General features: G+C 63.9%; 21 protein-coding genes and 1 pseudogene. 11 read left to right on the top strand and 11 right to left on the bottom strand.

Going from position 1 to position 23998, the window contains the following annotated elements; translation table 11 throughout:
- Nucleotides 1–54 precede the first annotated feature (54 nt).
- On the bottom strand, nt 55–507 hold the full coding sequence (locus tag ACJJVR_RS15460) for an Lrp/AsnC family transcriptional regulator (protein WP_405405880.1): 453 nt from the start codon (nt 505–507) through the stop codon (nt 55–57).
- Between the two features lie 128 nt (nt 508–635).
- On the opposite strand from ACJJVR_RS15460, the gene hppD reads away from it, so the two are divergent.
- Complete coding sequence (gene hppD, locus ACJJVR_RS15455; RefSeq protein ID WP_405405878.1) at nt 636–1748, top strand: 4-hydroxyphenylpyruvate dioxygenase; 1113 nt, start codon at nt 636–638, stop codon at nt 1746–1748.
- Between the two features lie 75 nt (nt 1749–1823).
- A pseudogene (locus ACJJVR_RS15450) lies at nt 1824–2120 on the top strand (Rieske (2Fe-2S) protein); the annotation flags it as partial.
- A gap of 21 nt (nt 2121–2141) precedes the next feature.
- Here the strand turns inward: ACJJVR_RS15450 and ACJJVR_RS15445 are convergent.
- Nucleotides 2142–3179, bottom strand: coding sequence for an ABC transporter substrate-binding protein (locus ACJJVR_RS15445; protein ID WP_405405877.1), 1038 nt, complete (start codon nt 3177–3179; stop codon nt 2142–2144).
- Nucleotides 3180–3257: 78 nt separating this feature from the next.
- Here ACJJVR_RS15445 and ACJJVR_RS15440 point away from each other — a divergent pair, with 78 nt between their 5' ends.
- Complete coding sequence (locus ACJJVR_RS15440; protein ID WP_405405875.1) at nt 3258–3416, top strand: hypothetical protein; 159 nt, start codon at nt 3258–3260, stop codon at nt 3414–3416.
- Nucleotides 3417–3555: 139 nt separating this feature from the next.
- On the opposite strand, the gene ACJJVR_RS15435 is transcribed toward ACJJVR_RS15440, so the two are convergent.
- From ACJJVR_RS15435 to ACJJVR_RS15415, 5 genes are all read right to left on the bottom strand, one after another.
- Nucleotides 3556–3729, bottom strand: coding sequence for a hypothetical protein (locus tag ACJJVR_RS15435; RefSeq protein ID WP_405405873.1), 174 nt, complete (start codon nt 3727–3729; stop codon nt 3556–3558).
- Nucleotides 3730–3830: 101 nt separating this feature from the next.
- The gene (ppk2, locus tag ACJJVR_RS15430) at nt 3831–4715 is read right to left on the bottom strand and encodes a polyphosphate kinase 2 (RefSeq protein ID WP_405405872.1); all 885 of its coding nucleotides are present in this window, start codon (nt 4713–4715) and stop codon (nt 3831–3833) included.
- A 4-nt stretch (nt 4716–4719) separates the two neighbouring features.
- Entirely contained in the window at nt 4720–5646 is a 927-nt protein-coding gene (gene metA, locus ACJJVR_RS15425; protein ID WP_405405870.1) for a homoserine O-succinyltransferase, read from the bottom strand.
- Nucleotide 5647: 1 nt separating this feature from the next.
- Nucleotides 5648–6511 (bottom strand): ATPase, encoded by an 864-nt coding sequence (locus ACJJVR_RS15420; RefSeq protein WP_405405869.1) that lies wholly within the window; start codon nt 6509–6511, stop codon nt 5648–5650.
- Nucleotides 6512–6703: 192 nt separating this feature from the next.
- The gene (locus tag ACJJVR_RS15415) at nt 6704–7876 is read right to left on the bottom strand and encodes an OmpP1/FadL family transporter (RefSeq protein ID WP_405405867.1); all 1173 of its coding nucleotides are present in this window, start codon (nt 7874–7876) and stop codon (nt 6704–6706) included.
- Between the two features lie 211 nt (nt 7877–8087).
- On the opposite strand from ACJJVR_RS15415, the gene guaB reads away from it, so the two are divergent.
- Nucleotides 8088–9536, top strand: coding sequence for an IMP dehydrogenase (gene guaB, locus ACJJVR_RS15410; RefSeq protein WP_405405866.1), 1449 nt, complete (start codon nt 8088–8090; stop codon nt 9534–9536).
- Between the two features lie 88 nt (nt 9537–9624).
- On the opposite strand, the gene katG is transcribed toward guaB, so the two are convergent.
- Entirely contained in the window at nt 9625–11811 is a 2187-nt protein-coding gene (katG, locus tag ACJJVR_RS15405; RefSeq protein WP_405406470.1) for a catalase/peroxidase HPI, read from the bottom strand.
- Between the two features lie 251 nt (nt 11812–12062).
- On the opposite strand from katG, the gene ACJJVR_RS15400 reads away from it, so the two are divergent.
- A complete protein-coding gene (locus ACJJVR_RS15400; protein WP_405405864.1) occupies nt 12063–13211 on the top strand; it encodes an RsmB/NOP family class I SAM-dependent RNA methyltransferase in 1149 nt (382 codons plus the stop codon).
- 62 nt (nt 13212–13273) lie between these two features.
- On the top strand, nt 13274–15388 hold the full coding sequence (locus ACJJVR_RS15395; protein WP_405405862.1) for an ATP-binding protein: 2115 nt from the start codon (nt 13274–13276) through the stop codon (nt 15386–15388).
- 12 nt (nt 15389–15400) lie between these two features.
- On the opposite strand, the gene ACJJVR_RS15390 is transcribed toward ACJJVR_RS15395, so the two are convergent.
- Nucleotides 15401–16102 (bottom strand): hypothetical protein, encoded by a 702-nt coding sequence (locus ACJJVR_RS15390; protein WP_405405861.1) that lies wholly within the window; start codon nt 16100–16102, stop codon nt 15401–15403.
- 123 nt (nt 16103–16225) lie between these two features.
- Here ACJJVR_RS15390 and recA point away from each other — a divergent pair, with 123 nt between their 5' ends.
- From recA to ACJJVR_RS15370, 4 genes are all read left to right on the top strand, one after another.
- Nucleotides 16226–17305 (top strand): recombinase RecA, encoded by a 1080-nt coding sequence (recA, locus tag ACJJVR_RS15385; RefSeq protein WP_405405860.1) that lies wholly within the window; start codon nt 16226–16228, stop codon nt 17303–17305.
- Nucleotides 17306–17445: 140 nt separating this feature from the next.
- Nucleotides 17446–20097 (top strand): alanine--tRNA ligase, encoded by a 2652-nt coding sequence (gene alaS, locus ACJJVR_RS15380; protein WP_405405858.1) that lies wholly within the window; start codon nt 17446–17448, stop codon nt 20095–20097.
- Nucleotides 20094–20393, top strand: a complete 300-nt coding sequence (locus ACJJVR_RS15375) for a DUF1330 domain-containing protein (protein ID WP_405405856.1) — start codon at nt 20094–20096, stop codon at nt 20391–20393. The genes alaS and ACJJVR_RS15375 overlap by 4 nt, the downstream gene beginning before the upstream one ends.
- A 59-nt stretch (nt 20394–20452) precedes the next feature.
- Entirely contained in the window at nt 20453–21247 is a 795-nt protein-coding gene (locus ACJJVR_RS15370) for a class II glutamine amidotransferase (RefSeq protein ID WP_405405854.1), read from the top strand.
- A 3-nt stretch (nt 21248–21250) separates the two neighbouring features.
- On the opposite strand, the gene ACJJVR_RS15365 is transcribed toward ACJJVR_RS15370, so the two are convergent.
- Complete coding sequence (locus ACJJVR_RS15365) at nt 21251–21568, bottom strand: DUF4177 domain-containing protein (protein WP_405405852.1); 318 nt, start codon at nt 21566–21568, stop codon at nt 21251–21253.
- A gap of 29 nt (nt 21569–21597) precedes the next feature.
- Nucleotides 21598–23109, bottom strand: coding sequence for an Asp-tRNA(Asn)/Glu-tRNA(Gln) amidotransferase subunit GatB (gene gatB, locus ACJJVR_RS15360; RefSeq protein WP_405405851.1), 1512 nt, complete (start codon nt 23107–23109; stop codon nt 21598–21600).
- Between the two features lie 247 nt (nt 23110–23356).
- Here gatB and ACJJVR_RS15355 point away from each other — a divergent pair, with 247 nt between their 5' ends.
- Nucleotides 23357–23998, top strand: a complete 642-nt coding sequence (locus ACJJVR_RS15355; RefSeq protein WP_405405849.1) for a lytic transglycosylase domain-containing protein — start codon at nt 23357–23359, stop codon at nt 23996–23998.

The raw sequence follows: 23998 nt of genomic DNA, 5'->3' as shown, positions 1-23998 counted from the left end.
GCGTCCCATCGGCAAATTCATAGTATTCGACACGATCATGAGCCGGGCGCATGGTCAGACCGGAACGCCGCCTTCGTCCTTCAGCGTTTTCAGGACGATCTCGGACCGGACCTGTGCCACCTGCGGATGCGGCAGCAGATGGCGGTGGACGAAATCGGCGAACGCCTCGAGGTCGCGGGCCCGCACGTCCAGCACATAGTCGGCATCGCCCGAGACCGAGAATGCCTGTCGGATCATCGGCTGTCCTGCCACGAACCGAGCGAATTCATCCTCGCGCCCCTGGCCATGGCCGCGCAGGTTGACGCGGATCACCGCGCGAAAGCCGTGGCCCAGCTTGCTGGCCGACAGGCGCGCGGCGTAACCCTCGATTACGCCGGCGGCCTCCAGGGCTGCACGCCTGCGCGAGATTTGGCTGGCTGACAGCCCGACCACCTGCGCCAAGGCAGCATTGCCCAACGCACCGTCGCGTTGCAGAGCGGTCAGGATGGCAGTGTCGAACCGGTCCATGCGTCATCCGTGCGGTACAGGCGCAGATCATGCGCGATCCGTGCAATTCTGGCCACGGGTACGGCGGCTTTGCAAGCATATTGCGCCGTTTCGCGCGCATCATGGCGTCAACCAGCAGGAGGAATGCCATGGGACCCTTTCCCCACGATGCCCCCAAGGCCACGATCAGCGCCGCCAATCCCGCCGGGACGGACGGCTTTGCATTCGTGGAATACGCCCATCCCAACCCGGCCGTGCTGGACCGCATCTTTCGCCAGATGGGGTTCGTTCCCGTTGCCACGCACAAGACCAAGGCGATCACCCTGTACCGTCAGGGCGACATCAACTATCTGCTGAACGCGGAACCAGACAGTCACGCGGCGGGCTTTGTCGCCGAACATGGACCCTGCGCCCCGGCCATGGCATGGCGCGTGGTCGATGCGCAGGTCGCCCTGCGCCGCGCGCTGGAGCTGGGCGCGACCGAATATACCGGCCCCGGCAAGTCGATCGAGGCGCCCGCGGTGTTGGGTATCGGCGGGTCGCTGTTGTATTTCATCGACCGCTATGGAGACGCGGGCAGCGCCTATGACGCGGATTACGACTGGACCGGCGAACCCGACCCGCGCCCCGAGGGGTTCGGGTTCTTTTACCTGGATCACCTGACCCACAACGTGATCCGCGGCAACATGGACACGTGGTACAAGTTCTATCACGACACGTTCAATTTTCGCGAGATCCGGTTCTTTGACATCAAGGGCAAGCAGACCGGTCTGGTCAGCCGCGCGCTGACGTCGCCCTGCGGCAAGATCCGCATCCCGATCAACGAGAGCACCGACGATCACAGCCAGATCGAAGAGTACCTGCGCGAGTACAAGGGTGAGGGGATCCAGCACATCGCCATCGCCTCGGACGACATCTATGCGGGCACCGACAAGATCGCTGATGCCGGGATGGCGTTCATGCCCGGCCCCCCGGACACGTATTACGAGATGTCGCACCGCCGCGTGAAGGATCATGACGAACCGCTGGACCGCATGAAGGCCCGCGGCATCCTGATCGACGGCGAAGGCGTCGTGGGCGGCGGAGAGACGCGGATCCTGCTGCAGATCTTTTCCAAGACGGTGATCGGGCCGATCTTTTTCGAATTCATTCAGCGCAAGGGCGACGACGGTTTCGGAGAGGGCAATTTCCGCGCTCTGTTCGAATCAATCGAAGAAGACCAGATCCGGCGTGGCGTCCTTGCCGCCACCCCGGCCCAGTAAGGCGACGCAGCGGTCATCATGGCCTGAACCGATTACAGCAGCGCCCCGGCACCCGGGACGCGCGTCTGCCCGGCGGCTGACATCACCGGCGTGCATCCGTTGACCGTCACCACCAACCGTGGGGCGTTTCCGATGATCGTGCTGCGGGATGGCAACGTCCTGCGCGCGTTCGTGAACGCCTGTCCGCATCAGTACCTGCCGCTGGACTATCGCGGGACGACGCTGCTGTCGGCGGACGGCACACGGCTATTGTGCACCGCGCATGGCGCCAGTTTTGACAAATCGACGGGCGCGGCGGTCCGGGGTGCCGATTGTGGTCTGGACGCCGTCCCGATCATGCAAAAGGGCGACCACATCGTGATCGCCCTCTGATCCGTCTGCGTTTGGGTCGCGTCAGAACCCCGCCTTGATCTTTTCGAACTCGGCCAGCTGGCGCTGACGCAGTTCGGGATCGTTCGGCGTCTGGGCCAGGACCGGGGCTTCGATCTCTGCCAGACCCTCGGCCACGGCGGGTTCGTCGGCGATCGTCGCCATCGCCTCGGCAGAGGTGTGGCCATAGCCGATCGTGTCCAGCAGCGCCTTGGCCGCGGCCGGTTCCAGCCAGGCGTTGATGAAATCATAGGCCTTGTCTTCGCTGCCCGGACCACCCTTGGCGTTCACATAGCCGCAAAAGAAGGTAGACGATCCTTCGGCGGCCTCTCGCTGAAAGCCGACGGGATAGTCGTCCTCCTGCAGATAGACGACGCCGTCATTCCACGACCACGCCACGTCGACCGCGCCCGATGCCATCAGCTGTGCCTGTTCGGACGGATCGGCCCAATAGGCGGCGACGTTCAGATGCGCCTCGCGCAGCCACGCGGCGGCGGCGGCGAACTGTTCGTCGCTGACCTCGGACCAGTCGGTCACGCCGGTCGCCAGATAGGCCAGCGCCCACACGTCGTCCGAACTGTCGGGCAGCGAGGTGCGGTTCTGATATTTCGGGTCGGTGAACACGTTCAGGCTGGCCACGTCCTCTGCCGGGACGGTTTCCGTGTTATAGGCGATGGCCGTCGCGCCCCAGTCCGTAGGGATGAACCACACACCCTGATCGTCGCGGAACACCTCGCTGTCCAGAAAGCGGTCTTCGATCTGGTCAAAATTCGGGATGCGCGACGTGTCCCACGGCTCTATCAGGCCGGCATCGCGATACTTGCCGACCATCTGGCTGCAGGGGTGGATCACGTCAGCCTTGAACCCCGACGCGACCTTCTGGAACGCCTCGTCGTCATCGCCGTAGAAGGCATAGGTCGGGCTGTCGCCATGCGTGTCGATATAGCTCTGAAAGATCGACGGCTCCTCGAAACCGGCCCAATCGAACACGGTCAGGTCGGGGTCGGCGGCATAGGCGGGCAGGGCCGCCGCAGCCAGGATGGTGGTGGTCAGCAAGCGCATGAAAACTGGCCTCTCTGTTGTCTGATTTGCGACGACGCTAAGGCGCACTGCGGGCGCGCGCAAGGGTTTCGCGTGCACATGACCGACGGATGCCTCCTGCATCCGCAATGCACCATCGATGCCGGTCATCTCTCGGTTCAGATGATTGTTTTGAATGACTCAGAGGAAGGTCCGGGCATTCAATCGGATCAGCAACCTGCCTTGGGAAAGGGCACCGTGGCCAGCCAGCTGTCCTGATCTTCGGTTGGGCAGAGCCGTCGGCATTGGCCCGCCAACATCCGCAGGCGTGATGAATGCGATACGCGCGATGACAGGGTTCTGTGCACGGTCGTTCGCGGGTGACAAGCCAATCGGGTCGTCGCTGTCCCTTGGATTGTCACCCAACACCACACTTGCGCAGTCCAATCGGACGACGATGCCGCGTCCGTGGGGCCATAGGATGGTCCAGCGCCCCGGCCATGATGGCCTTGTCGGTGACATTGGCCACTGCGCCATGCGTTCCGATGCCCACAGCACCCAAAGCCGCCGCGGGGCGGTTCAGCACGGTCACCTCTGCACGTCCGTGTCACGAATGGGCGCGGCGGTTCGCAGATCTATTCCAACGGATCTTCCGGCTGGATGCTTCGGCACGGCGTGACCCGCATGTCGGGATCAGTCCTGCAACAGGTCCGGTCCTCCTGCGATCAGCGGGTCGCAGGTTCCGATGGCGTCGACGTCCTTGCCCGCGTAATCGACCGCGCCCAGGATGGTCTGGATTGCGGCGATCCGCGCACGGCGCTTGTCGTCGGACCGGATTACCGTCCAGGGCGCGATGGGGGAATGGGACGCCGTCAACGTGTCACGGATCGCCGCGGTGTATTCGTCCCACCGGGCCAGCCCGTCCACGTCGATGCCGCTCAGCTTCCACTGTTTCAGAGGATCCTTTTCGCGGTCCAGAAATCGGCGCAGCTGTTCGGCGCGGCCGACGTTCAGCCACAGCTTGACCAGGATGACCCCGTCATCGACCAGCATCTGTTCGAACCCCGGCAACTGTCGAAAGAATGCCGCCCGTTGTGTTTCGTTCGAGAACCCAAAGACCCGTTCCACCACGCCGCGGTTGTACCAGCTGCGGTCAAACAACGCGATCTCTCCGGCGGCCGGCAGCCAGTCGACATAGCGCTGAAAATACCATTGGCCCGCCTCGCGTTCGTTGGGTTTGGGCAGGGCCACGATGCTGGCGGAACGGGGGTTCAGGTTCTCGCGCACGCGTTCGATGGTGCCGCCCTTGCCTGCGGCATCGCGCCCCTCGAACAGGACGACCAGACGTTTGCCGGTGTCGATCACGTCATGCATCATGCGGACCAGCTGGGTCTGCAACGCCGCCATCTGCGGTTCGTACTCGTCCTTGGACATCACGTCCCGATAGGGATAGTCGCGGTCCAGAATGTCCTTGGACGACGCCTTTTCGACGGCCTTGCGGATGGGCGCGGGGGCGCCGTCGTTCAGATAGTCGGTGATCTTGCCGACCAGCGGCAGGTCCGGCAGTTCGGCGCCCATGTCCTCAAACCTCTCCAATGCGCGACATGTCGTACCATGTCGTCTGATAGATCTCGTTGATCCAGTTACCGTAAAGCAGATGGGCGTGACTGCGCCAGCGGTTCGATGGCATCCGCGCCGGATCGTCGCCAGGATAGTAATTGACAGGCAGGGTGACCGGCTTGCCTGCCGCTACGTCGCGGTCGTACTCTTCCTTCAGCGTGGTGCTGTCATATTCGAAATGATTGAACACATACAGCGCCCGGTGCCCCGGATCGGCCAGCAGGCAGGGCCCGACTTCGGCGCTGGCCAGCAGCGTGGTCAGGGCCGGACGGGCATCGACATCGTCCTGCCGCACCTCTGTCCAGCGGCTGACGGGGACCAGAACCTCGTCGGAAAACCCGCGCAGATAGGGGGAAACGGGGGCCAGGTTCGTGTGCCGAAAGCAGCCGAACGCCTTGGCGGGCAGCGGGTGTTTGGGCAATCCGTGGAAATGCGCAGCCATCGCCATGCCGCCCCAGCACACGCCAAAGGTCGAATGCACATGGGTCTGTGTCCAGGCAAAGACGCGTGTCAGTTCGTCCCAATAGGTCACGTCCTCGAACGGCAGATGCTCGATCGGGGCGCCGGTAATGATCAGGCCGTCGAACTTTTCGCCCGACGCCTCGACGTCGCGGAACGGGCGATAAAAGCTTTCCAGATGGTCCGCTGCGGTGTTGCGGCTTTCGTGGTCCGACATGCGGATCAACTGGAAATCGATCTGCAGCGGCGTTGCGCCGATCAGCCGGGCGAACTGGTTCTCGGTCTGGATCTTCTTGGGCATCAGGTTCAGCAGCGCGATGCGCAGGGGGCGGATGTCCTGTGTCGCGGCACGGCCCGGCGATATCACCATGACGCCTTCCTGCGACAGGATGCGATAGGCGGGCAGGCTCTCGTTCAGCGTGATGGGCATGTCAGATATCCTTGCGCGCGATTGCGGTCGCGATCAGGTCGTTGAAATCGGCAGGCGTGCGGATCTGCGCCACCTCCTCGGCCAGGATGGTGACCCCGCGCCGGGCCATCGCCTGATAGCGCGGCTGGCGATGCGCCAACGCCCGCGCATAGGTCCAGCGGATAAAGTCGTCGGGGTTTACCTGATCGGCCTCCAGCCCCTTTTCGACGCGATAGGCGATCCAGGCGCGTTCCAGAAATTGCGGCTGATAGTACATCGGCTTGGGTGCGCGGTCGAAACGTCGCACCAGTTCGGCGGTATGCGCGTCGCTGCCCTTGATCCACACCAGCAGCAGGTCGCGTTCCAGCGCCTGCAGCACCGGGTCGTGGGGGTCGTTAGGGTCTACGACCTCGCAGATGGAGCCGCCGCTGTCGCAGACGAAATGCGGTGTGCCATAGATGTCGCGGGCGCGGTCCATGAAATGGCGGGTGTCCAGCAGGGACGCGATTTCCGCCCGGCGATGCTGATCCTGACGCTGGCAATAGTCGTCAAAGGGCAGCCCCCCGCGCGACGGGCTGCCCGGCTTGCCCAGGTAGGTGGACAGGGGAGCAAGGTTGTCAAAGGTGATGTTGCTGGCGATATGCACGCTGTCCGACATCAACAGTTCTCGCAGGAACGGAACCTTCATCGCCTCGCGCTTGAAGTTGTCGGCGATGTATTCGCCCATGTAGCGTGTGCCGATGCGGTAATCGACGCTGTAGTGGAACCAGTCGCCGGTGTCGCGCAGCATCGATGCCAGATAGGTCTTGCCCAACCCGGACATGCCGAACAGCACGACCCGCTTGCTTGCCGTTGACCGCCATTCATCCGCATCGCGGTAGATCATCCGCCGTTCCCTTCTTCGATTGCGTGCTTTGGTATCCTTGACGCCGCGTCGAGGAAAGGGGGCTGGAACAGGCGATCGGCCCCGTCGCGATGACGGGGCCGATCAAGGATCAGGAACGCAGAGATGACCTCGGGTTCTGCTGATATGGTTGGCGGGCCGGGTAACGTGTTCCGGTCCGGCCCTTGGCGACCACTAGAAGCTGTATCCTATCCGGACACCGACACCAAAGGCGTCGCTGTCGTCCATTTGTGCCACCGTGGTCTTGTTCCCGGTTTCACCAATGCCCAACTCTGCATCGCCCAACTTTGTATAGTTGATGCCGGTCGTTATCTTGAGGTTGTCCATCGTGTAGATCGCCGCAAGGGTCACACCTTTCCGGCCGTTCGTCGGTGCCAGCGGCGAGGCGGTTTCGCCCTCACTGGGTTCGTACAGGAACGAGACAGAGCCCGACCAGGTGTCGTTGAACTTTCGACCGATGCCGACGGTGTAGGTCGTGGTATTCTCGACCTCCACCAGCGGGATCGAGCCACCGGTCGGAAGACCGATCGGGAATACCGCGTTGTCTACGATGAACTCGGACCACTTGACCCACCGGATCGAGCCGAACACCAGCGTGTCCTGCGCAATGCCGGTCTGGCCTTCCAGCGTCCAGCTGCGGGGGGTCTTGACGGTGTACGTCCCAGAGATGGTGTCCGTGATACCGCTGGTCGCGGCCAGGATGATCGGCCCGGATTCCGTCATCTCGAAGTCATGTTCGATGGGGGAGTTGTACGTCAACGAGACCCTGCCGGCGATATCGGGTATCTCGTATGCCGCTCCAAGGACGTAACCCATGCCCCATTCATCGTCGATCCTCAGATCGTATCCGGCCGTGCCCTGATAACCAACGCCATTCAACTGCACGGTGCCATCGGCGGTCGACGCGCGGATCCCGCCGTGGACCGAAAAATTGCTGCCGATTTTGTAGCGCGCCAGCGCGGTGTAGGTCGTGGAGTCGATCTGTACCCGGGTACCGCCCAGCACAGGCGAGCCATCGGCGGACGGATCCGGCAAGCCGGTTTGGCTGGGGTACAGGATGTCCGCCCCAAACGGTTGCTCAACGATGATTGCGGCCGACAGCCGGTCAGTGAACTGATGTTTGTAAGATAGCCCCACGAAGCCGTACCCTTGGGCCACGTCGCCGGTCATGAACCCTGCGATGTCGCTCCCTTCGACCGTCGGATCGATGGCGCCGAAAGAAAGCTCGGCGTAATTGCCCTCTTCGAACAGAATGTTCAATGATTGCGGCGCGCGTTCGATCCCCCCAGCCAGCAACGGCGCGGTTCCTGCAAGCAGCGCGGCCATGCTTGTGATTGTAAATTTCATGTCATCCTCCCTCGGTCGGGCGAACCGCCCTCTGGATCCACCGTAGCGCAAGAATGTTACTGATCAATTCACCAAACACGCTGACGTGACGTCTGTGTCATCCGCGACAGTTCGCCGTGTCATCCATGCAACGCATGCGCGCGGGCTGGACAAAGAGGGCGGGGCATGAAAGGGGAAACTGCCAAACGAGATTGCCGCAAGGACACCCCCCATGCAGATTCGTGAGGCCCTCACATTCGACGACGTTCTTCTGGTTCCGGCGGCATCGACAGTGCTTCCTTCGACCGCTGACGTGACCACCCATGTCACCCGGTCGATCCGGATGAACATCCCGCTGCTGTCGTCCGCCATGGACACGGTCACCGAAAGCCGCATGGCCATCGCCATGGCGCAGGCGGGGGGCATGGGCGTGATCCACCGCAACCTGACCACCGAACAGCAGGCCGATGAGGTCCGCCGCGTCAAACGGTTCGAGAGCGGGATCGTCTACAACCCGATCACCCTGACGCCCGACCAGACCCTGGCCGATGCCAAGGCGTTGCAGGACCGCTTCAACGTCACCGGCTTTCCGGTCGTCGATGCGGATGGGCGCGTCCTGGGGATCGTGACCAACCGCGACATGCGCTTCGCCAGCGACATGCGCACCCCGGTCCGGGCGATGATGTCGTCCGACAACCTGGCCATCCTGCGTGAACCCGCCGACCGGGCCGAGGCGATCAGCCTGATGAAGGCGCGCCGGATCGAGAAACTGTTGGTCACCGACGGGTCGGGCAAGCTGACCGGCCTGCTGACGCTGAAGGACACCGAAAAGGCCGTGCTGAACCCGCAGGCCTGCAAGGATGATCTGGGCCGCCTGCGCGTGGCTGCGGCATCGACCGTCGGAGACGAGGGCTACGAGCGCAGCTGTGCCCTGATCGAGGCGGGCGTGGACATGGTCGTGATCGACACCGCACATGGCCATTCCGCGGGCGTCGCGCGTGCCGTCGAACGGGTCAAGGCATTCCGCGAGGGCGTGCAGGTTGTCGCCGGCAACGTCGCCACCGCCGAGGCCACGCGCGCCCTGATCGGCGCCGGCGCCGATGCGGTCAAGGTCGGTATCGGGCCAGGGTCCATCTGCACCACACGGATCGTGGCGGGCGTGGGCGTTCCGCAGCTGACCGCAATCATGGATGCGGTGTCCGGCGCGGGCGACGTACCAATCATCGCCGACGGTGGCATCAAGTACAGCGGCGATTTCGCCAAGGCTATTGCCGCAGGGGCCAGCTGCGCCATGGTCGGCAGCGCCATCGCCGGGACCGACGAAAGCCCCGGCGAGGTGATCCTGTATCAGGGCCGCAGCTTCAAGTCCTATCGCGGGATGGGCAGCCTGGGCGCCATGGCGCGCGGATCGGCCGACCGCTATTTCCAGAAGGACGCCGCCAGCGACAAGCTGGTCCCCGAGGGGATCGAGGGACAGGTTCCCTACAAGGGTACCGCCAACGCCGTCGTGCACCAGCTGGTCGGCGGTCTGCGTGCCGCGATGGGCTATACCGGTTGCGCCACCGTTCCCGAGATGCGCACAAACTGCCAGTTCGTCCGCATCACCGGGGCAGGGCTTAAGGAAAGCCACGTCCACGACGTGCAGATCACCCGCGAAAGCCCGAACTATCGTCTTAGCTGAACAGATGCGTCACAGCAAAAAAGGCGGCCCCCGCAAAGGGGCCGCCTTTATCATGGGCGGTCGGGGCGCACGAATGCGCCCCCCTTGATCAGGCCGCGATGTCGAAACGGTCGGCGTTCATGACCTTGACCCACGCCGCGACGAAATCACGGACGAACTTCTCCGCATTGTCGTCCTGGGCATAGACCTCTGCATAGCTGCGCAGGATCGAGTTCGACCCCACGGTGACGTCGATGCGCGACGCCTGCCAGCGGACGGCGTCCGTCTTGCGGTCGCGGATTTCATAGACCTCGGCGTCGCCTTCGGCCTTGGACCAGCGGTTGGCCATGTCCGTCAGGTTGACAAAGAAATCCTGCGTCAGCGCGCCTTCGCGGTCGGTCAGCACGCCCAGTTTGGACCCGCCATGGTTGGCACCGATCACACGCATCCCGCCCAACAGAACGGTCAGCTCGGCCGCAGTCAGGCCCAGCAATTGCGCACGGTCCAGCAACAGCTCCTCGGCGTTGACGGCGAAATCGGCCTTAAGCCAGTTCCGGAACCCGTCATGCAGCGGCTCCAGCGCGTCGAACGAGGCCGCGTCGGTCTGTTCCGGGGTCGCGTCGCCGCGGCCCGGTGCAAAGGGCACAGTGACGCTGTGGCCTGCGGCCTGCGCGGCCTTCTCGATCCCGACATTGCCGGCCAGCACGATCACGTCGGCCAGCGGCACACCGGCCTCATCGGCGATGGGCTGCAGGACGGACAGGACACGGGCCAGACGCTCGGGCTCGTTGCCGGCCCAGTCCTTTTGCGGGGCCAGGCGGATGCGGGCGCCGTTGGCACCGCCGCGCAGGTCCGACCCGCGGAAGGTGCGCGCGCTGTCCCATGCCGTCGTCACCATCTCTGCGATGGTCAGGTCGGTTGCGGCGATGCGGGCCTTGAGGCCGTCAACGTCATAGTCGGTGCGGCCGGCGGGAACCGGATCCTGCCAGATCAGGTCCTCGGACGGCACGTCAGGGCCAAGATAGCGGACCTTGGGGCCCATGTCGCGGTGGGTCAGCTTGAACCACGCACGTGCGAACGCGTCGTCGAAACTGGCGGGGTCGGCGATGAACTTTTCGCAGATCGCGCGATAGACCGGGTCCACCTTCATTGCCATGTCTGCGTCGGTCATCATCGGCATGGTCTTGATCGACGGATCCTCGACATCGGCGGGCATGTCCTCGGGGGCGATGGACACGGGCTCCCACTGGTTGGCGCCGGCGGGCGATTTCCGCAGCTCCCATTCGTGGCCGAACAGCATGTCGAAATAACCCATGTCCCACTTGGTGGGATTGGTGGTCCACGCACCTTCGATGCCGCTGACCATCTGATCGCGGCCGATGCCCCGGCGCCCGTCCTGTGCGTTCCAGCCCAGTCCCTGCTCATGCAGTGCGGCACCCTCCGGCTCGGCGCCCATGTCTTCTGCGCGGCCGTTGCCGTGGCTTTTGCCGATCGTGTGGCCGCCGGCGGTCAAGGCGACGGTTTCCTCGTCGTTCATGGCCATCCGGGCAAAGGTCTCGCGGATGTGCTGGGCAGTGGCCATTGGATCGGGCTGGCCGTTCACGCCTTCCGGGTTCACGTAGATCAGGCCCATCTGAACAGCCGCCAGCGGGTTCTCCATCGTGTCAGGCTTGGTCACATCCGCATAGCGGCTTTCCGAACCTTCCAGAAACTCCTTTTCGGCACCCCAGTAGATGTCTTTTTCAGGATGCCAGATGTCTTCGCGGCCAAACGCAAAACCAAAGGTCTTCAGGCCCGACTGCTCATACGCGATCGTCCCTGCCAGCACGATCAGATCGGCCCAGCTGATCTTGTTGCCGTATTTCTTCTTGATCGGCCAAAGCAGGCGACGACCCTTGTCGGTGTTGTTGTTGTCGGGCCAGCTGTTCAGCGGTGCGAAACGCTGGTTACCGGTGCCTGCGCCGCCGCGTCCGTCACCAAGACGGTACGACCCGGCCGCATGCCAGGTCACACGCGCGAACATGCCGACATAGCTTCCCCAGTCCGCCGGCCACCAGTCCTGGCTGTCGGTCATCAGGGCGCGGATGTCGTTCTTCAACGCCTCTACGTCCAACGACTTCAGCGCCTCGCGATAATCAAAATCGGCACCGAGCGGGTTCGTCTTGCGGTCATGCTGGTGCAGAATGTCGAAATTCAGCGCACTGGGCCACCAATCGGTATTCGACGCTGCGGTCGACGTATGGCTGCCATGCATCACAGGGCATTTGCCCGCGCTGTTCATCGGATTGCCGTCCATCATAGTCTCCATCTTGCTGGCTGCGTGTCACCCCTTCGCATTGTTAAGCGAAGCAATTCTACGGCGGGCGATTCGTAATGAAGGGACATTAGCGTGACTATTGTATCAGGTAAATTTTGTTTATCTGATATTGCGGTAAGATTCCCTGATGACGCTTTTGCGTGCCGGGTCATTCGTGCTATCTTTCTGATGCGCTGTTCTGCATCAAAGGACCGAATGATACATATCCGCACCTTTGTGCTGGCCGCGTCGTGACGCCGTCTGCACGCATTGCCGCCGCGATCGGCGTGCTGGATCAGATCCTGGCAGGCAACCCGGCCGAGCAGGCGCTGTTGCGCTGGTCGCGTTCCAGCCGTTTTGCAGGGTCAGGCGATCGGGCGGCGATACGCGATCTGGTCTTTGGTGCCTTGCGTCGGCGCGACAGCCTTGCGGCTCTTGGTGGTGGCCTGACGGGCAGGGGGTTGATGATCGGCCATGTTCGCCACTCTGGGCAGACGCCAGACGCGATCTTTACCGGAGAGGGTCACGCACCCGCACCACTGACACCCAAAGAGGCCGCCGTGGTGCCGCCCAACCCGCTGCCCGACGATCTGCCTGACTGGCTGCGCCCGGCTTGGCGGCTTGCCCTTGGAGATCAAGCCGATGCCGTGGCGCACGCGATGACGCAGCGGGCGCCTGTGTGGCTGCGTGTGAACACGTCGCGCGCAACGCCCGCGCAGGCCATACAGGTGCTGGCGGCTGACGGGATCACGGTCGCGGGCGCCCCGGATGCCCCCTCGGCACTTCGGGTCGTATCGGGCGATCGACAGGTCGCGCGGTCGGCGGCCTATCTGGACGGCTTGGTCGAGTTGCAGGATCTCTCGCCGCAACTCGCCTGTGCCCGATTGCCTCTTTCGCCGGGGCTGCGGGTGCTGGACTATTGCGCGGGGGGTGGTGGCAAGGCGCTGGCGCTGGCGGCGCGCCAGCCCGACATGCAGGTGTCTGCGCATGACGTGGCACCGGCGCGCATGGCCGATCTGCCTGCGCGCGCTGCGCGCGCCGGGACGCCGGTCCAGATCCTGACACAGCCACGTGGGTTGTTCGACATGGTCGTGGCCGATGTGCCGTGCTCCGGGACGGGCACGTGGCGGCGAACGCCGGATGCGAAATGGCGTCTGACGGCGGCGCATCTGGATGATCTTGTTGCGCTGCAGGCGCGGATCCTTGACCAGACGGCGGCCCTGGTCGCGCCGGGCGGGCATCTGGCCTATATGACCTGTTCCCTTCTTGCGGCCGAGAACGGGGGCCAGATCGATGCGTTCATGGCCCGATTCCCCCAATTTCAGCGTGTTGACGAACATGTTTGGACGCCGCTGACAGGCGGTGACGGGTTCTATTTGGCACAGCTGCGACGCGGTTAACGCAAACTTAAGCAATATTGCGCTATCGATGCCAGGATCGGTCACAGCAAGGGACGATTCGCATGGCGCATCTAGACGAACAGGCGGGCCTGCCACGCGGAGCGTTGGCCGCTCTGCCTCTGTTATTGGCCCCGATGGTGGTTGGGGCGGGCGCGTTGATCGTGCAACCGGGCGCCGCAACTGGCACGACGGCAGTGGTCGTCTCGACCGTGGCCGTGGCTTGGTATTTGCTGGGCGGTGCGGTCGCTGTGGGCCATCTGGCACGCGGTGTTGCGGCGCGGCGGGCCCTCCGCGCGATCCGGGGTGAGGTCGCGACGGCCTCCGATCCCATCTGGATGTGCGATGCGCGCGGCTTGGTGCTGTTTCAGAATGATGCCGCCCGGACCGATTTCGAGGATCTGACGGGTCGCCCCGTCCTGTCCTTGATCGCGCGCCTGCGCGCCGATGCTCAGGGACAGTTGGCCGACCTGACGGCCCGCGCACTCAGGGTTGGCAATGCTGACCTGGAGCTGCCTGACGGAGAGATCCTGTCCCTGTCCTGCCTGCCGGACGCGCCGCTGCAGATCTGGTCGCTTTACCGCGCCGGGGTGCGGCCTGACGGGTTCGAACTGGCCCTGGCGATGGAGGACGATCACTCTCCCGCCGACGATTTAGACGCCATCCCCGTCGCGCTGCTGCGTCTGGCGACCGATGGCCGCATCTGTCGTGCAAATGCCGCCGCCCGCCATCTGCTGGACGGGATGCTGGCGGATGAGGGTCAGAATCTGGCCGAACTGCTGGAAGGACCGGGACGCCCGCTGGCGGACTGGCTGGCCGACATGTGCGCCGGGCGCGCCACCAACGGAACAGAGATGCTGCGCCTGCGCCATCCCGACAGCCGACAGGGCGAAATGCGCGATCGCTATTTCCAATTGTCCTTGGCATGCGACCCTGCCGAATCCGGCCGGATGATTGCCGTTTTGACCGATGCCAGCCCGCTTAAGACGCTGGAGGCGCAATTCGTACAGAGCCAGAAGATGCAGGCCATCGGTCAGCTCGCAGGGGGGGTCGCGCATGATTTCAACAACCTTCTGACGGCGATCAGCGGACATTGCGACCTGCTGATGCTCAAGCGTGACAAGGGTGACCCCGATTACGCTGATCTGGACCAGATCAGCCAGAACGCCAATCGCGCAGCGGCACTTGTCGGTCAGTTGCTGGCCTTCTCGCGCAAACAGACGTTGCGGCTGGAGACGCTGGACCTGCGCGACACACTTGCCGACCTCACCCACCTGCTTAATCGGTTGGTGGGCGAGCGGGTTGGCCTGACCATCACCTACGATCCGGCGCTGCGCGCCATCCGCGCCGACAAGCGGCAACTGGAGCAGGTCATCATGAACCTTGTCGTCAACGCGCGTGATGCCATGCCGAACGGCGGTGACATCACCGTTCGCACTGAAAACGTGCATCTGGCCGAAGCAATGACACGTGATCAGGTCACCCTGCCAAAGGGCGATTATGTCCGTATCCTGGTGCGTGATCACGGCTGTGGTATCGCACCAGACCATCTGGGAAAAATATTCGAACCGTTCTTTACGACCAAGCGTACGGGAGAGGGGACTGGTCTGGGCCTGTCGACGGCTTACGGCATCGTCAAGCAGACCGGAGGCTTCATTTTCTGCGACAGCGTACTAGCAGAGGGCACGACCTTTTCGCTGTATTTCCCCGCCCATGCGCGTGCATTGATCGCATCGGTCCCTGCGACACGTCCGGTCGTGCGCACGGCGCCGCAGCCGCAGACCGGCCCCCGTGCGACCGTGCTGCTGGTCGAAGACGAAGCCCCGGTTCGCGCCTTTGCAGCACGTGCGCTCAAACTGAAAGGGTACGATGTGCTGGAGGCTGGGTCGGGCGAGGCCGCACTGACCCTGCTGCAGGCCCAGAACGGGCCGGTGGACATCTTTGTCACCGACGTCGTGATGCCCGGGATGGATGGCCCCACATGGGTTCGTGAAGGGCGGCGCATGGTGCCGGCGGCAAAGGTCATCTTCATGTCCGGTTATACCGAAGACATCTTTGTCGACCAGCAGGTGCCGATTGCGGACGCGTCATTCCTGGCAAAACCGTTCACGCTGACCGAACTGACCCAGTTGGTCGAGATGCAATTGGCGCGTCCCATCGATACCGACCGGCTGCACTGATACAAGGCTCGCTCAGCCCTGATCCTGCAGCGACCGGTACAGCTGCAGATCGCGGGTCATGGCCTGGCGCAATTGTGCCTCGGCTGCTTCAGGCAGGTGGACGTCGACACTGGGCGGTACGTTGATGCGCGGCAACTCGATTGCGCAATCCAGACGCCCCTCCAGAAAATCGACAAACCGGCCGATGTCTTCGTAGCGGAAGATACGGTCTACACACTGGCTTCCATCAGTCAGAAAATCGAGTTGGCTGGTTATCTCGGGGTGCCGACCGTCGGCGTAACGTGTCGCGAAATCGGCGAAACTGATACCGTCCATCGCGTGACGCGGATCGTCGTCATCGCGCAACTTGAAGCGGTACCAGCTGCGCAGCCATTCAACGGGTTCCCTCATCAATGCGACGGTGGTGAATGTATGGCCTGACTGGGCGTGCAACCAAGGACCGACGAATTTGCGATAGCCTGCGATGTCGGTATGCTTGAGTGCCGCAGGCCGCAACAGCGAGGCCGACGCAAGCGATTCCAGTGCCACTTCGATCGCAGTGGACCCGGCCTTGGGTGTCGCAAGGAACACGAGTTTCTGATCCCAGAATATCAGCATGCGTATGATCCACCATCGTGTTTTGGCCACTCGATTTGCTTGGATACTGTCCCGATCCAAAGCTGTAAACGCTTTGTTAACCTTCATTGGGCCATGTTGATGCAGGCGGATCGTCAATCGACAACAACATCCTTGAAAACTGGTTAAGGATGGCGCATCTAGTGGTGAACAAGACAAGAACATCCGGTCGGTCGAATTGATTGCCCCGCCCGGAGGGCTGTGAAATAACGTGGGGATCACATGGCACAGGCGAGCATCTTCGACATGACGGACAAACGCGCAGCGGATAAACAGAAGGCGCTGGACAGTGCCCTGGCCCAGATCGAACGGCAGTTCGGCAAGGGTTCGATCATGAAGCTTGGCAAGGATAACCCCGTGGCCGAGATCGAGTCGACTTCGACCGGCTCACTTGGTCTGGACATCGCGCTTGGCATCGGCGGCCTGCCCAAAGGTCGCATCATCGAGATTTTCGGGCCCGAAAGCTCTGGCAAGACGACACTGACGCTGCACGTCGTGGCCGAGGAGCAGAAAAAGGGCGGCGTTTGCGCCTTTGTCGACGCCGAACATGCGCTGGACCCGCTCTATGCCCGCAAGCTGGGAGTGAACCTGGATGAGCTGCTGATCAGCCAGCCCGACACGGGCGAACAGGCGCTGGAGATCGTCGACACGCTGGTGCGGTCGGGTGCCGTTAGTCTGGTGGTGGTCGATTCGGTGGCGGCGCTGACGCCGAAATCCGAGATCGAGGGCGACATGGGCGACATGCAGATGGGCAGCCAGGCCCGCCTGATGAGCCAGGCCATGCGCAAGCTGACCGCCAGCATCGGGCGCAGCAACTGCATGGTGATCTTCATCAACCAGATCCGCATGAAGATCGGCGTCATGTTCGGCAACCCGGAAACCACCACGGGCGGCAACGCGCTGAAGTTTTATGCCTCGGTTCGTCTGGACATCCGCCGCACCGGCGCCGTCAAGGACCGCGACGAGGTCGTGGGCAACGCCACGCGCGTCAAGGTGGTCAAGAACAAGGTCGCGCCGCCGTTCCGGCAGGTCGAGTTCGACATCATGTACGGCGAGGGCATCAGCAAGGTCGGTGAACTGATCGACCTTGGCGTCAAGGCCGGCGTGGTAGAGAAATCGGGCGCGTGGTATTCCTATGGCGACGAACGCATCGGGCAGGGCCGCGAGAATGCCAAGCAGTTCCTGCGCGACCGCCCCGAAGTGGCCTTTGCCATCGAGGACAAGATCCGCGCCAGCCACGGTCTGGAGTTCGGCGTCGGTGAAGGCTCGGACAGCAGCGAAGACGACTCATTGACCGAATGAGTCCACGACGATTACGACGGACGGGCGCAGGGGAAACCCTGCGCCTTTTCGCATGGCGGTTGCTGGACAGGACTGCGGGCGGGCGATAGACCATCGGCAGCCCGGCTTGGCCGGAGACACTTTTGCGATGAAGGCCCGCCATGCCCAGTCTGAATGACATCCGCTCGACTTTCCTTGGCTATTTCGAAAGGAACGGCCACCGGGTCGTGGACAGCAGCCCGCTGGTCCCGCGCAACGACCCCACGCTGATGTTCGCCAATTCCGGCATGGTGCAGTTCAAGAACCTGTTCACCGGGGTCGAGACGCGCGACTACAACCGGGCCACCAGCGCGCAGAAATGCGTGCGGGCGGGCGGCAAGCACAACGATCTGGACAACGTGGGCTATACCGCACGGCACCACACGTTCTTTGAGATGCTGGGCAACTTCAGTTTTGGCGATTACTTCAAGGATCAGGCGATCGCCCATGCGTGGGAATTGCTGACCCGCGATTTTGCGATCCCCAAGGACCGGCTGCTGGTCACTGTCTATCACACCGATGACGAGGCGGTTCAGATCTGGAAAAAGGTCGCGGGTCTGTCCGACGACCGGATCATCCGCATCCCGACCAGCGACAATTTCTGGCAGATGGGCCCGACCGGCCCCTGCGGCCCCTGTACCGAGATCTTCTTTGACCACGGCGACAAGATCCCCGGCGGCCCTCCGGGCAGCCCGGACGAGGATGGCGACCGCTTCATCGAGATCTGGAACCTAGTCTTCATGCAGAACGAGCAGTTCGAGGACGGCTCCATGCGCGCGCTGGACATGCAGTCCATCGACACCGGCATGGGGCTGGAGCGGATCGGCGCGCTGCTGCAGGGCAAGCACGACAACTATGACACCGACCTGATGCGGTCCCTGATCGAGGCCTCGGCGCATGCGACCAGCGCGGATCCCGACGGTCCGGGGAAGGTGCATCACAGGGTGATCGCCGACCACCTGCGTTCGACCAGCTTTCTGATCGCGGACGGGGTGATGCCGTCGAACGAAGGGCGCGGTTACGTGCTGCGCCGGATCATGCGCCGCGCGATGCGCCATGCCCACATGCTGGGCGCGCAGGACCCGGTGATGCACAAGCTGGTGCCCGCGCTGGTTCGCCAGATGGGCGCGGCCTATCCCGAACTGACCCGCGCGCAGGCGATGATCGAGGAGACGCTGCGGTCCGAGGAGACGCGTTTCCGCCAGACACTGGACCGGGGTCTGCGCCTGCTGGATGACGAATTGGCGCGCCTGCCCGAGGGGGCGGACCTGCCGGGTGAGGCGGCGTTCAAGCTGTACGACACGTTCGGCTTTCCGTTGGACCTGACCCAAGATGCCCTGCGCGAAAAGGGTCGCGCGGTACAGACAGAGGGCTTTGACGCGGCGATGGCCGAGCAGAAGCGCATGGCCCGCGCGGCGTGGTCGGGTTCCGGCGAGGCCGCCGACGCCACCATCTGGTTCGAGCTGGCCGAAAAGCATGGCGTCACCGAGTTCCTGGGCTATGACACCGAGGAGGCAGAAGGCCAGATCACCGCGCTGGTGGTCGACGGCACCGAGACCGCGGATGCGGCCGAGGGTGCCAAGGTTGCCATCGTGGTGAACCAGTCGCCGTTTTATGCCGAAAGCGGTGGGCAGGTGGGTGACCACGGCCTGATTCGCACTGAGACCGGCGCAGCGCGCGTCACCGACACCAAAAAGGTTGCCGGTGTCTTTATCCATCAGGCCGAGGTCACGATGGGCACGATCAGTCGCGGCCAAGGCGCGCAGCTGTCGGTCGATCACGGCCGCCGCTCCGCGATCAGGGCGAACCATTCGGCGACTCACCTGTTGCACGAAGCGCTGCGCGCGGCCTTGGGCGACCACGTCGCGCAGCGGGGCAGCCTGAACGCGCCCGACCGCCTGCGGTTCGATTTCAGCCACAACCACGCGGTGACGGCCGAGCAGCTGGCGACGATCGAGGCCGAGGTGAACGGCTATGTTCGTCAGAACAGCCCGGTCGACACGCGCATCATGACACCGGACGATGCGCGCGCACTGGGCGCGCAGGCGCTGTTCGGCGAGAAATATGGCGATGAGGTCCGGGTCGTGTCGATGGGCGCGCAGACCGGCAGCGGCAAGGGCGCGGATGGCGCGACCTATTCGCTGGAGCTGTGCGGCGGCACTCATGTGGCGCGCACCGGCGACATCGGGGCGTTTGTGCTGCTGGGCGATGCGGCCTCGAGCGCGGGTGTCCGGCGGATCGAAGCGCTGACCGGGCAGGCGGCGCTGGCCCACCTGCGCGACGCGGACAGCCGTCTGGCGGAGATCGCGGGCATCCTCAAGGCGCAGTCCGCCGAGGTCGTGACCCGCGTCCGTGCGCTGGCCGACGAACGAAAGGCGCTGGCAAACGAGGTCGCGCAGTTGAAGCGTCAGCTGGCCATGGGTGGCGGTGACGAGGCAGAGGAGATCGCGGGCGTCAAGTTCATCGCCCGCAAGGTCGCGGGCGTCGGCGGCAAGGAACTGGGCGCGCTGGTCGACGAGATGAAGGCATCCCTGGGCAGCGGCGCCGTGCTGCTGCTGGCCGAGGATGGCGGCAAGGCCACCGTCGCCGCGGGCGTCACGACCGATCTGACAGGCCGCATCAGTGCCGTGGCGCTGGTGCAAGCAGCAACCGCTGCACTGGGCGGCAAGGGCGGTGGCGGCCGCCCGGACCGGGCACAGGGGGGCGCGCCCTCTCTGGCGGCCGCGGAAACGGCGTTCCAGGACGCCCGCAAGATCATCGAGGACAGCAAATGACAGCGCTTTGGATTGCCCATGTGACCGTGACGGACCCAGATGCCTATGGTCTGTACGCCAAGGCGGCGGGGCCCGCCATCGCCGCGCATGGCGGTGTTTTCCTGGCGCGTGGCGGCCGATACCACGTCCTGGAGGGGGCGGACCGCGCCCGCCACGTGGTCGCACGGTTTCCCTCGATTGACGCAGCTGTTGCCTGTTATCACAGCACCGAATACCAAGCCGCGCTTGCACATGCCAAAGACGCCAGCGAACGCGATCTTGTCATCGTGGAAGAGGCCGCGCCCGCCACGGAATAGGTGAAGCCTTCAGACTTTCGTGCTAGTCCTGTCACAAAAGAGACGTGAAGGGGCAGGGCATGTGTCGTTGGGCCGCCTATCTGGGTGCACCGATCTTTCTGGAAGACATCGTCAGCCGGCCAGCGCATTCGCTGATCCGGCAGAGCCAGGGCGCGATGCGGTGCCATACGCCTGTGAATGCCGATGGGTTCGGCATCGCGTGGTACGGTGAACGGCCCGAGCCGGGGCTGTACCGCGACGTCATGCCGGCGTGGTCGGACCCCAACCTGCGCAGTCTGGTGGCGCAGGTTCGGTCAGGGCTGTTCATGGCCCATGTGCGCGCCTCGACGGGAACAGCGACCAGCCGCAACAACTGCCACCCCTTTGCCGTTGGTCGATGGAGCTTCATGCACAATGGCCAGTTCGGGGGCTATGACGGGTTTCGGCGCCATGCCGACGTGCTGATCCCCGATGAGTACTATCCCCACCGCAAGGGTGCGACCGACAGCGAAGCGTTGTTTCTGGTCGCCTTGGGGTGCGGGTTGGATCGGGACCCCAAGATGGCGATGGAACGGGCGCTTGGCCTGTTGGGTGCGCTGGCCCTTCAGCGTGGCTGTGCCCCGCATGTCCGCGCCGCCTGCGCCCTGTCGGATGGAGAGCGGCTGTACGCATTGCGCTATAGCAGCGACGATCAAGCGCCGTCGCTGTACCATCGCTGGTCGGATAGCCGTCAGGGGTGGGCTGTCGTGTCCGAACCGCTGGAAAGCGACGAGGCCGACTGGACCGAGGTTCCGCCCGGCAGCTTCTGCACATTCGAACGCGACCGCGTCGAGATTGTGCCGTTTTGCCCCGCACCCCTCAGCGCAGCGGCCTGACCCTTAGGGGCGGTCGGTCATCGCGTCGGGGGCTGCGGGGGCGGTATCCGGCACGTCGGGCTGGGGCAGGCGGCCGACTTCGGGGTCTGCGCCCTGCTTTCGGCGGAACACCAGCACGTTGTGATAGACGGTGGTGCGCCCGGTCAGGCCGCTGCGTTCCTCGCTTGGCAGGACGTCGGCGCGCACGTACTCCCAGCCATCGGCCGACATGCGGTTCAGTTCGGCGGTCAGCGACAGCGCGAAACGGTCGGTCGGCGTCTTGGCCTCGCGGGCCTTTTCAGCCTTGGTCGGCGCAGGAATGACGGAATATTCGAAGCGCATCTCAGCGTCCTGTCGCAAAGGGGTGGGGGTCACAGGGCCAGTTTCCGTGCGACCAGTTCATTGACGGCGGCGGGGTTCGCCTTGCCGCCGGTGGCCTTCAGCACCTGACCCACGAACCAACCGGCCAGTTTGGGGTTGGCACGGGCCTTTTCGACCTGGGCGGGGTTGTCGGCGATGATCTGGTCGACCGCAGCCTCGATCGCGCCAAGGTCGGTGACCTGCTTCATGCCGCGGTCCTCGACGATCCGGGCCGGGTCGCCGCCTTCGGTCCACAGGATCTCGAACAGGTCCTTGGCGATCTTGCCCGAGATCGCGCCATCCGCGATCAGGTCGATCACGCCGCCCAACTGCGCCGCCGACACTGGCGAGGTCGCGACCGACAGCCCCTCCTTGTTCAGGCGGCCGAAAAGCTCGTTGATGACCCAGTTCGCGGCCATCTTGCCCTCACGACCCGATGCCACGGCCTCGAAGTAATCCGCGTTCTCGACCTCGCCGGTCAGCACGCCGGCGTCATATTCCGACAGACCCATGTCGCGCACGAAGCGGGCCTTTTTCTCATCGGGCAGTTCGGGCATGGAGGAGGCGATGTCGTCCACCCAGGCCTGCTCTATCTCCAGCGGCAGCAGGTCGGGATCGGGGAAGTAGCGATAATCATGCGCCTCTTCCTTGGACCGCATCGACCGGGTCTCTCCCTTGTCGGGGTCATACAGCCGCGTCTCCTGCACGATCGAGCCGCCATCCTCCAGGATCGCGATCTGGCGTCGGGCCTCATAATCGATCGCCGCCTGGATAAAGCGCATCGAGTTCATGTTCTTGATCTCGCAGCGCGTACCAAGATGCCCGAAATCACCGGTTTCGATGAACCGCTCGTAATCGCCCGGTTTGCAGACGCTGACGTTCACATCGGCGCGCAGGTTGCCGTTCTGCATGTTGCCGTCGCAGGTGCCCAGATAGCGCAGGATCTGGCGCAATTTCACGACATAGGCGGCGGCCTCTTCGGGGCCGCGGATGTCGGGGCGGCTGACGATCTCCATCAGGGCCACGCCGGTGCGGTTCAGGTCGACGAAGGACATGGTCGGGTCCATGTCGTGGATCGACTTGCCTGCGTCCTGCTCCAGGTGGATGCGTTCCACCCGGACCCGGCGGGCGACGCCGGGGGCCATGTCGACGATGATCTCTCCTTCGCCGACGATGGGGTGGTACAGCTGGCTGATCTGATAGCCCTGCGGCAGGTCGGGATAGAAATAGTTCTTGCGGTCAAACGCGCTGCGCAGGTTGATCTGGGCCTTCAGGCCCAATCCGGTGCGTACGGCCTGTGACACGCAGAATTCGTTGATGACCGGCAGCATGCCCGGCATGGCCGCATCGACAAAGGCCACGTTGCTGTTGGGTTCGGAACCGAAGCGGGTCGAGGCGCCGGAGAAAAGTTTGGCGTTCGATGCGACCTGGGCGTGAACCTCCAGCCCGATCACCAACTCCCAATCACCTTTCGCACCTTGGATGACTTTGGGCTGGGGGGCGGAGTAGGTCAGGTCAAGCATGGCGGGCCTCTTTGGCGGCAAACGGTCTGGCGGCGGTTTTACGGCAAGGCCGCGGCATTGTCACGGCCCCGCCCGCTGGTGACACGCGAATCGTCGATCCGGCGGCGCATTCCATAAAGTTTGATGAATTGCCGAATGCGATCTGTATCGATCGGCGGATTTCCGACCATACGACGTCCACCGCGCGGCGGGTTCCCGCCGAGGCAAATCCTTCATCTTGCACGATTTTCCCGACAGGGTATGGCGGATGGTGACGAAACCACCCTTTGAGGTCCTCATGCGCGCCGCGCTTTCCCTTGCCGCCCTGGCCCTGGTTGCCGCCTGTTCCACGACCGCCTCTGGCACCACCAAGGCCCCGGTCGAGGCACAAGAGATGGCTCTGACCCAGGTGCCCCCGATGCGGTGGGGAGAGCGAAACGGTTCGGACGAATGGACCCGCGCCACGATGGAGGCGCTTGACCGCGAAGGGGTCACGATGCTGTCGAACGTCCCCCATGACATCGCGGAGTTCTGCCCCAATTATCGTCAGCTGGCCCCTACGGGCCGCAAGGCGTTCTGGGCGGGCCTGCTGTCGGCGGTCGCCCGGCACGAAAGCACCTTCAACCCGCAGGCTGCGGGCGGTGGTGGGCAATGGATCGGCCTGATGCAGATCTCGCCGGCAACGTGGCGCAATTACGATTGCACCGGCAACATCCGCGACGGCGCCGACAACATGGCCTGCGCGGTCAAGATCACCGCGCAGCAGGTCGGCCGCGACAATGCGGTCGCCCGCGACGACGGCGGCTGGCGTGGCGTTGCCCGGGATTGGGCACCCATGCGCAGCAGCAAAAAGCGCGCCGACATCGCGGCATGGACCTCCAGCCAGAGCTATTGCAGCACCCAGGGCTGA

Source organism: Paracoccus sp. Ld10, assembly GCF_045064235.1.
Classification (GTDB): Bacteria; Pseudomonadota; Alphaproteobacteria; order Rhodobacterales; family Rhodobacteraceae; genus Paracoccus.
The sequence above is the reverse complement of the archived record's forward strand: the minus strand, read 5'-3'. Positions and strand labels throughout refer to the sequence as shown.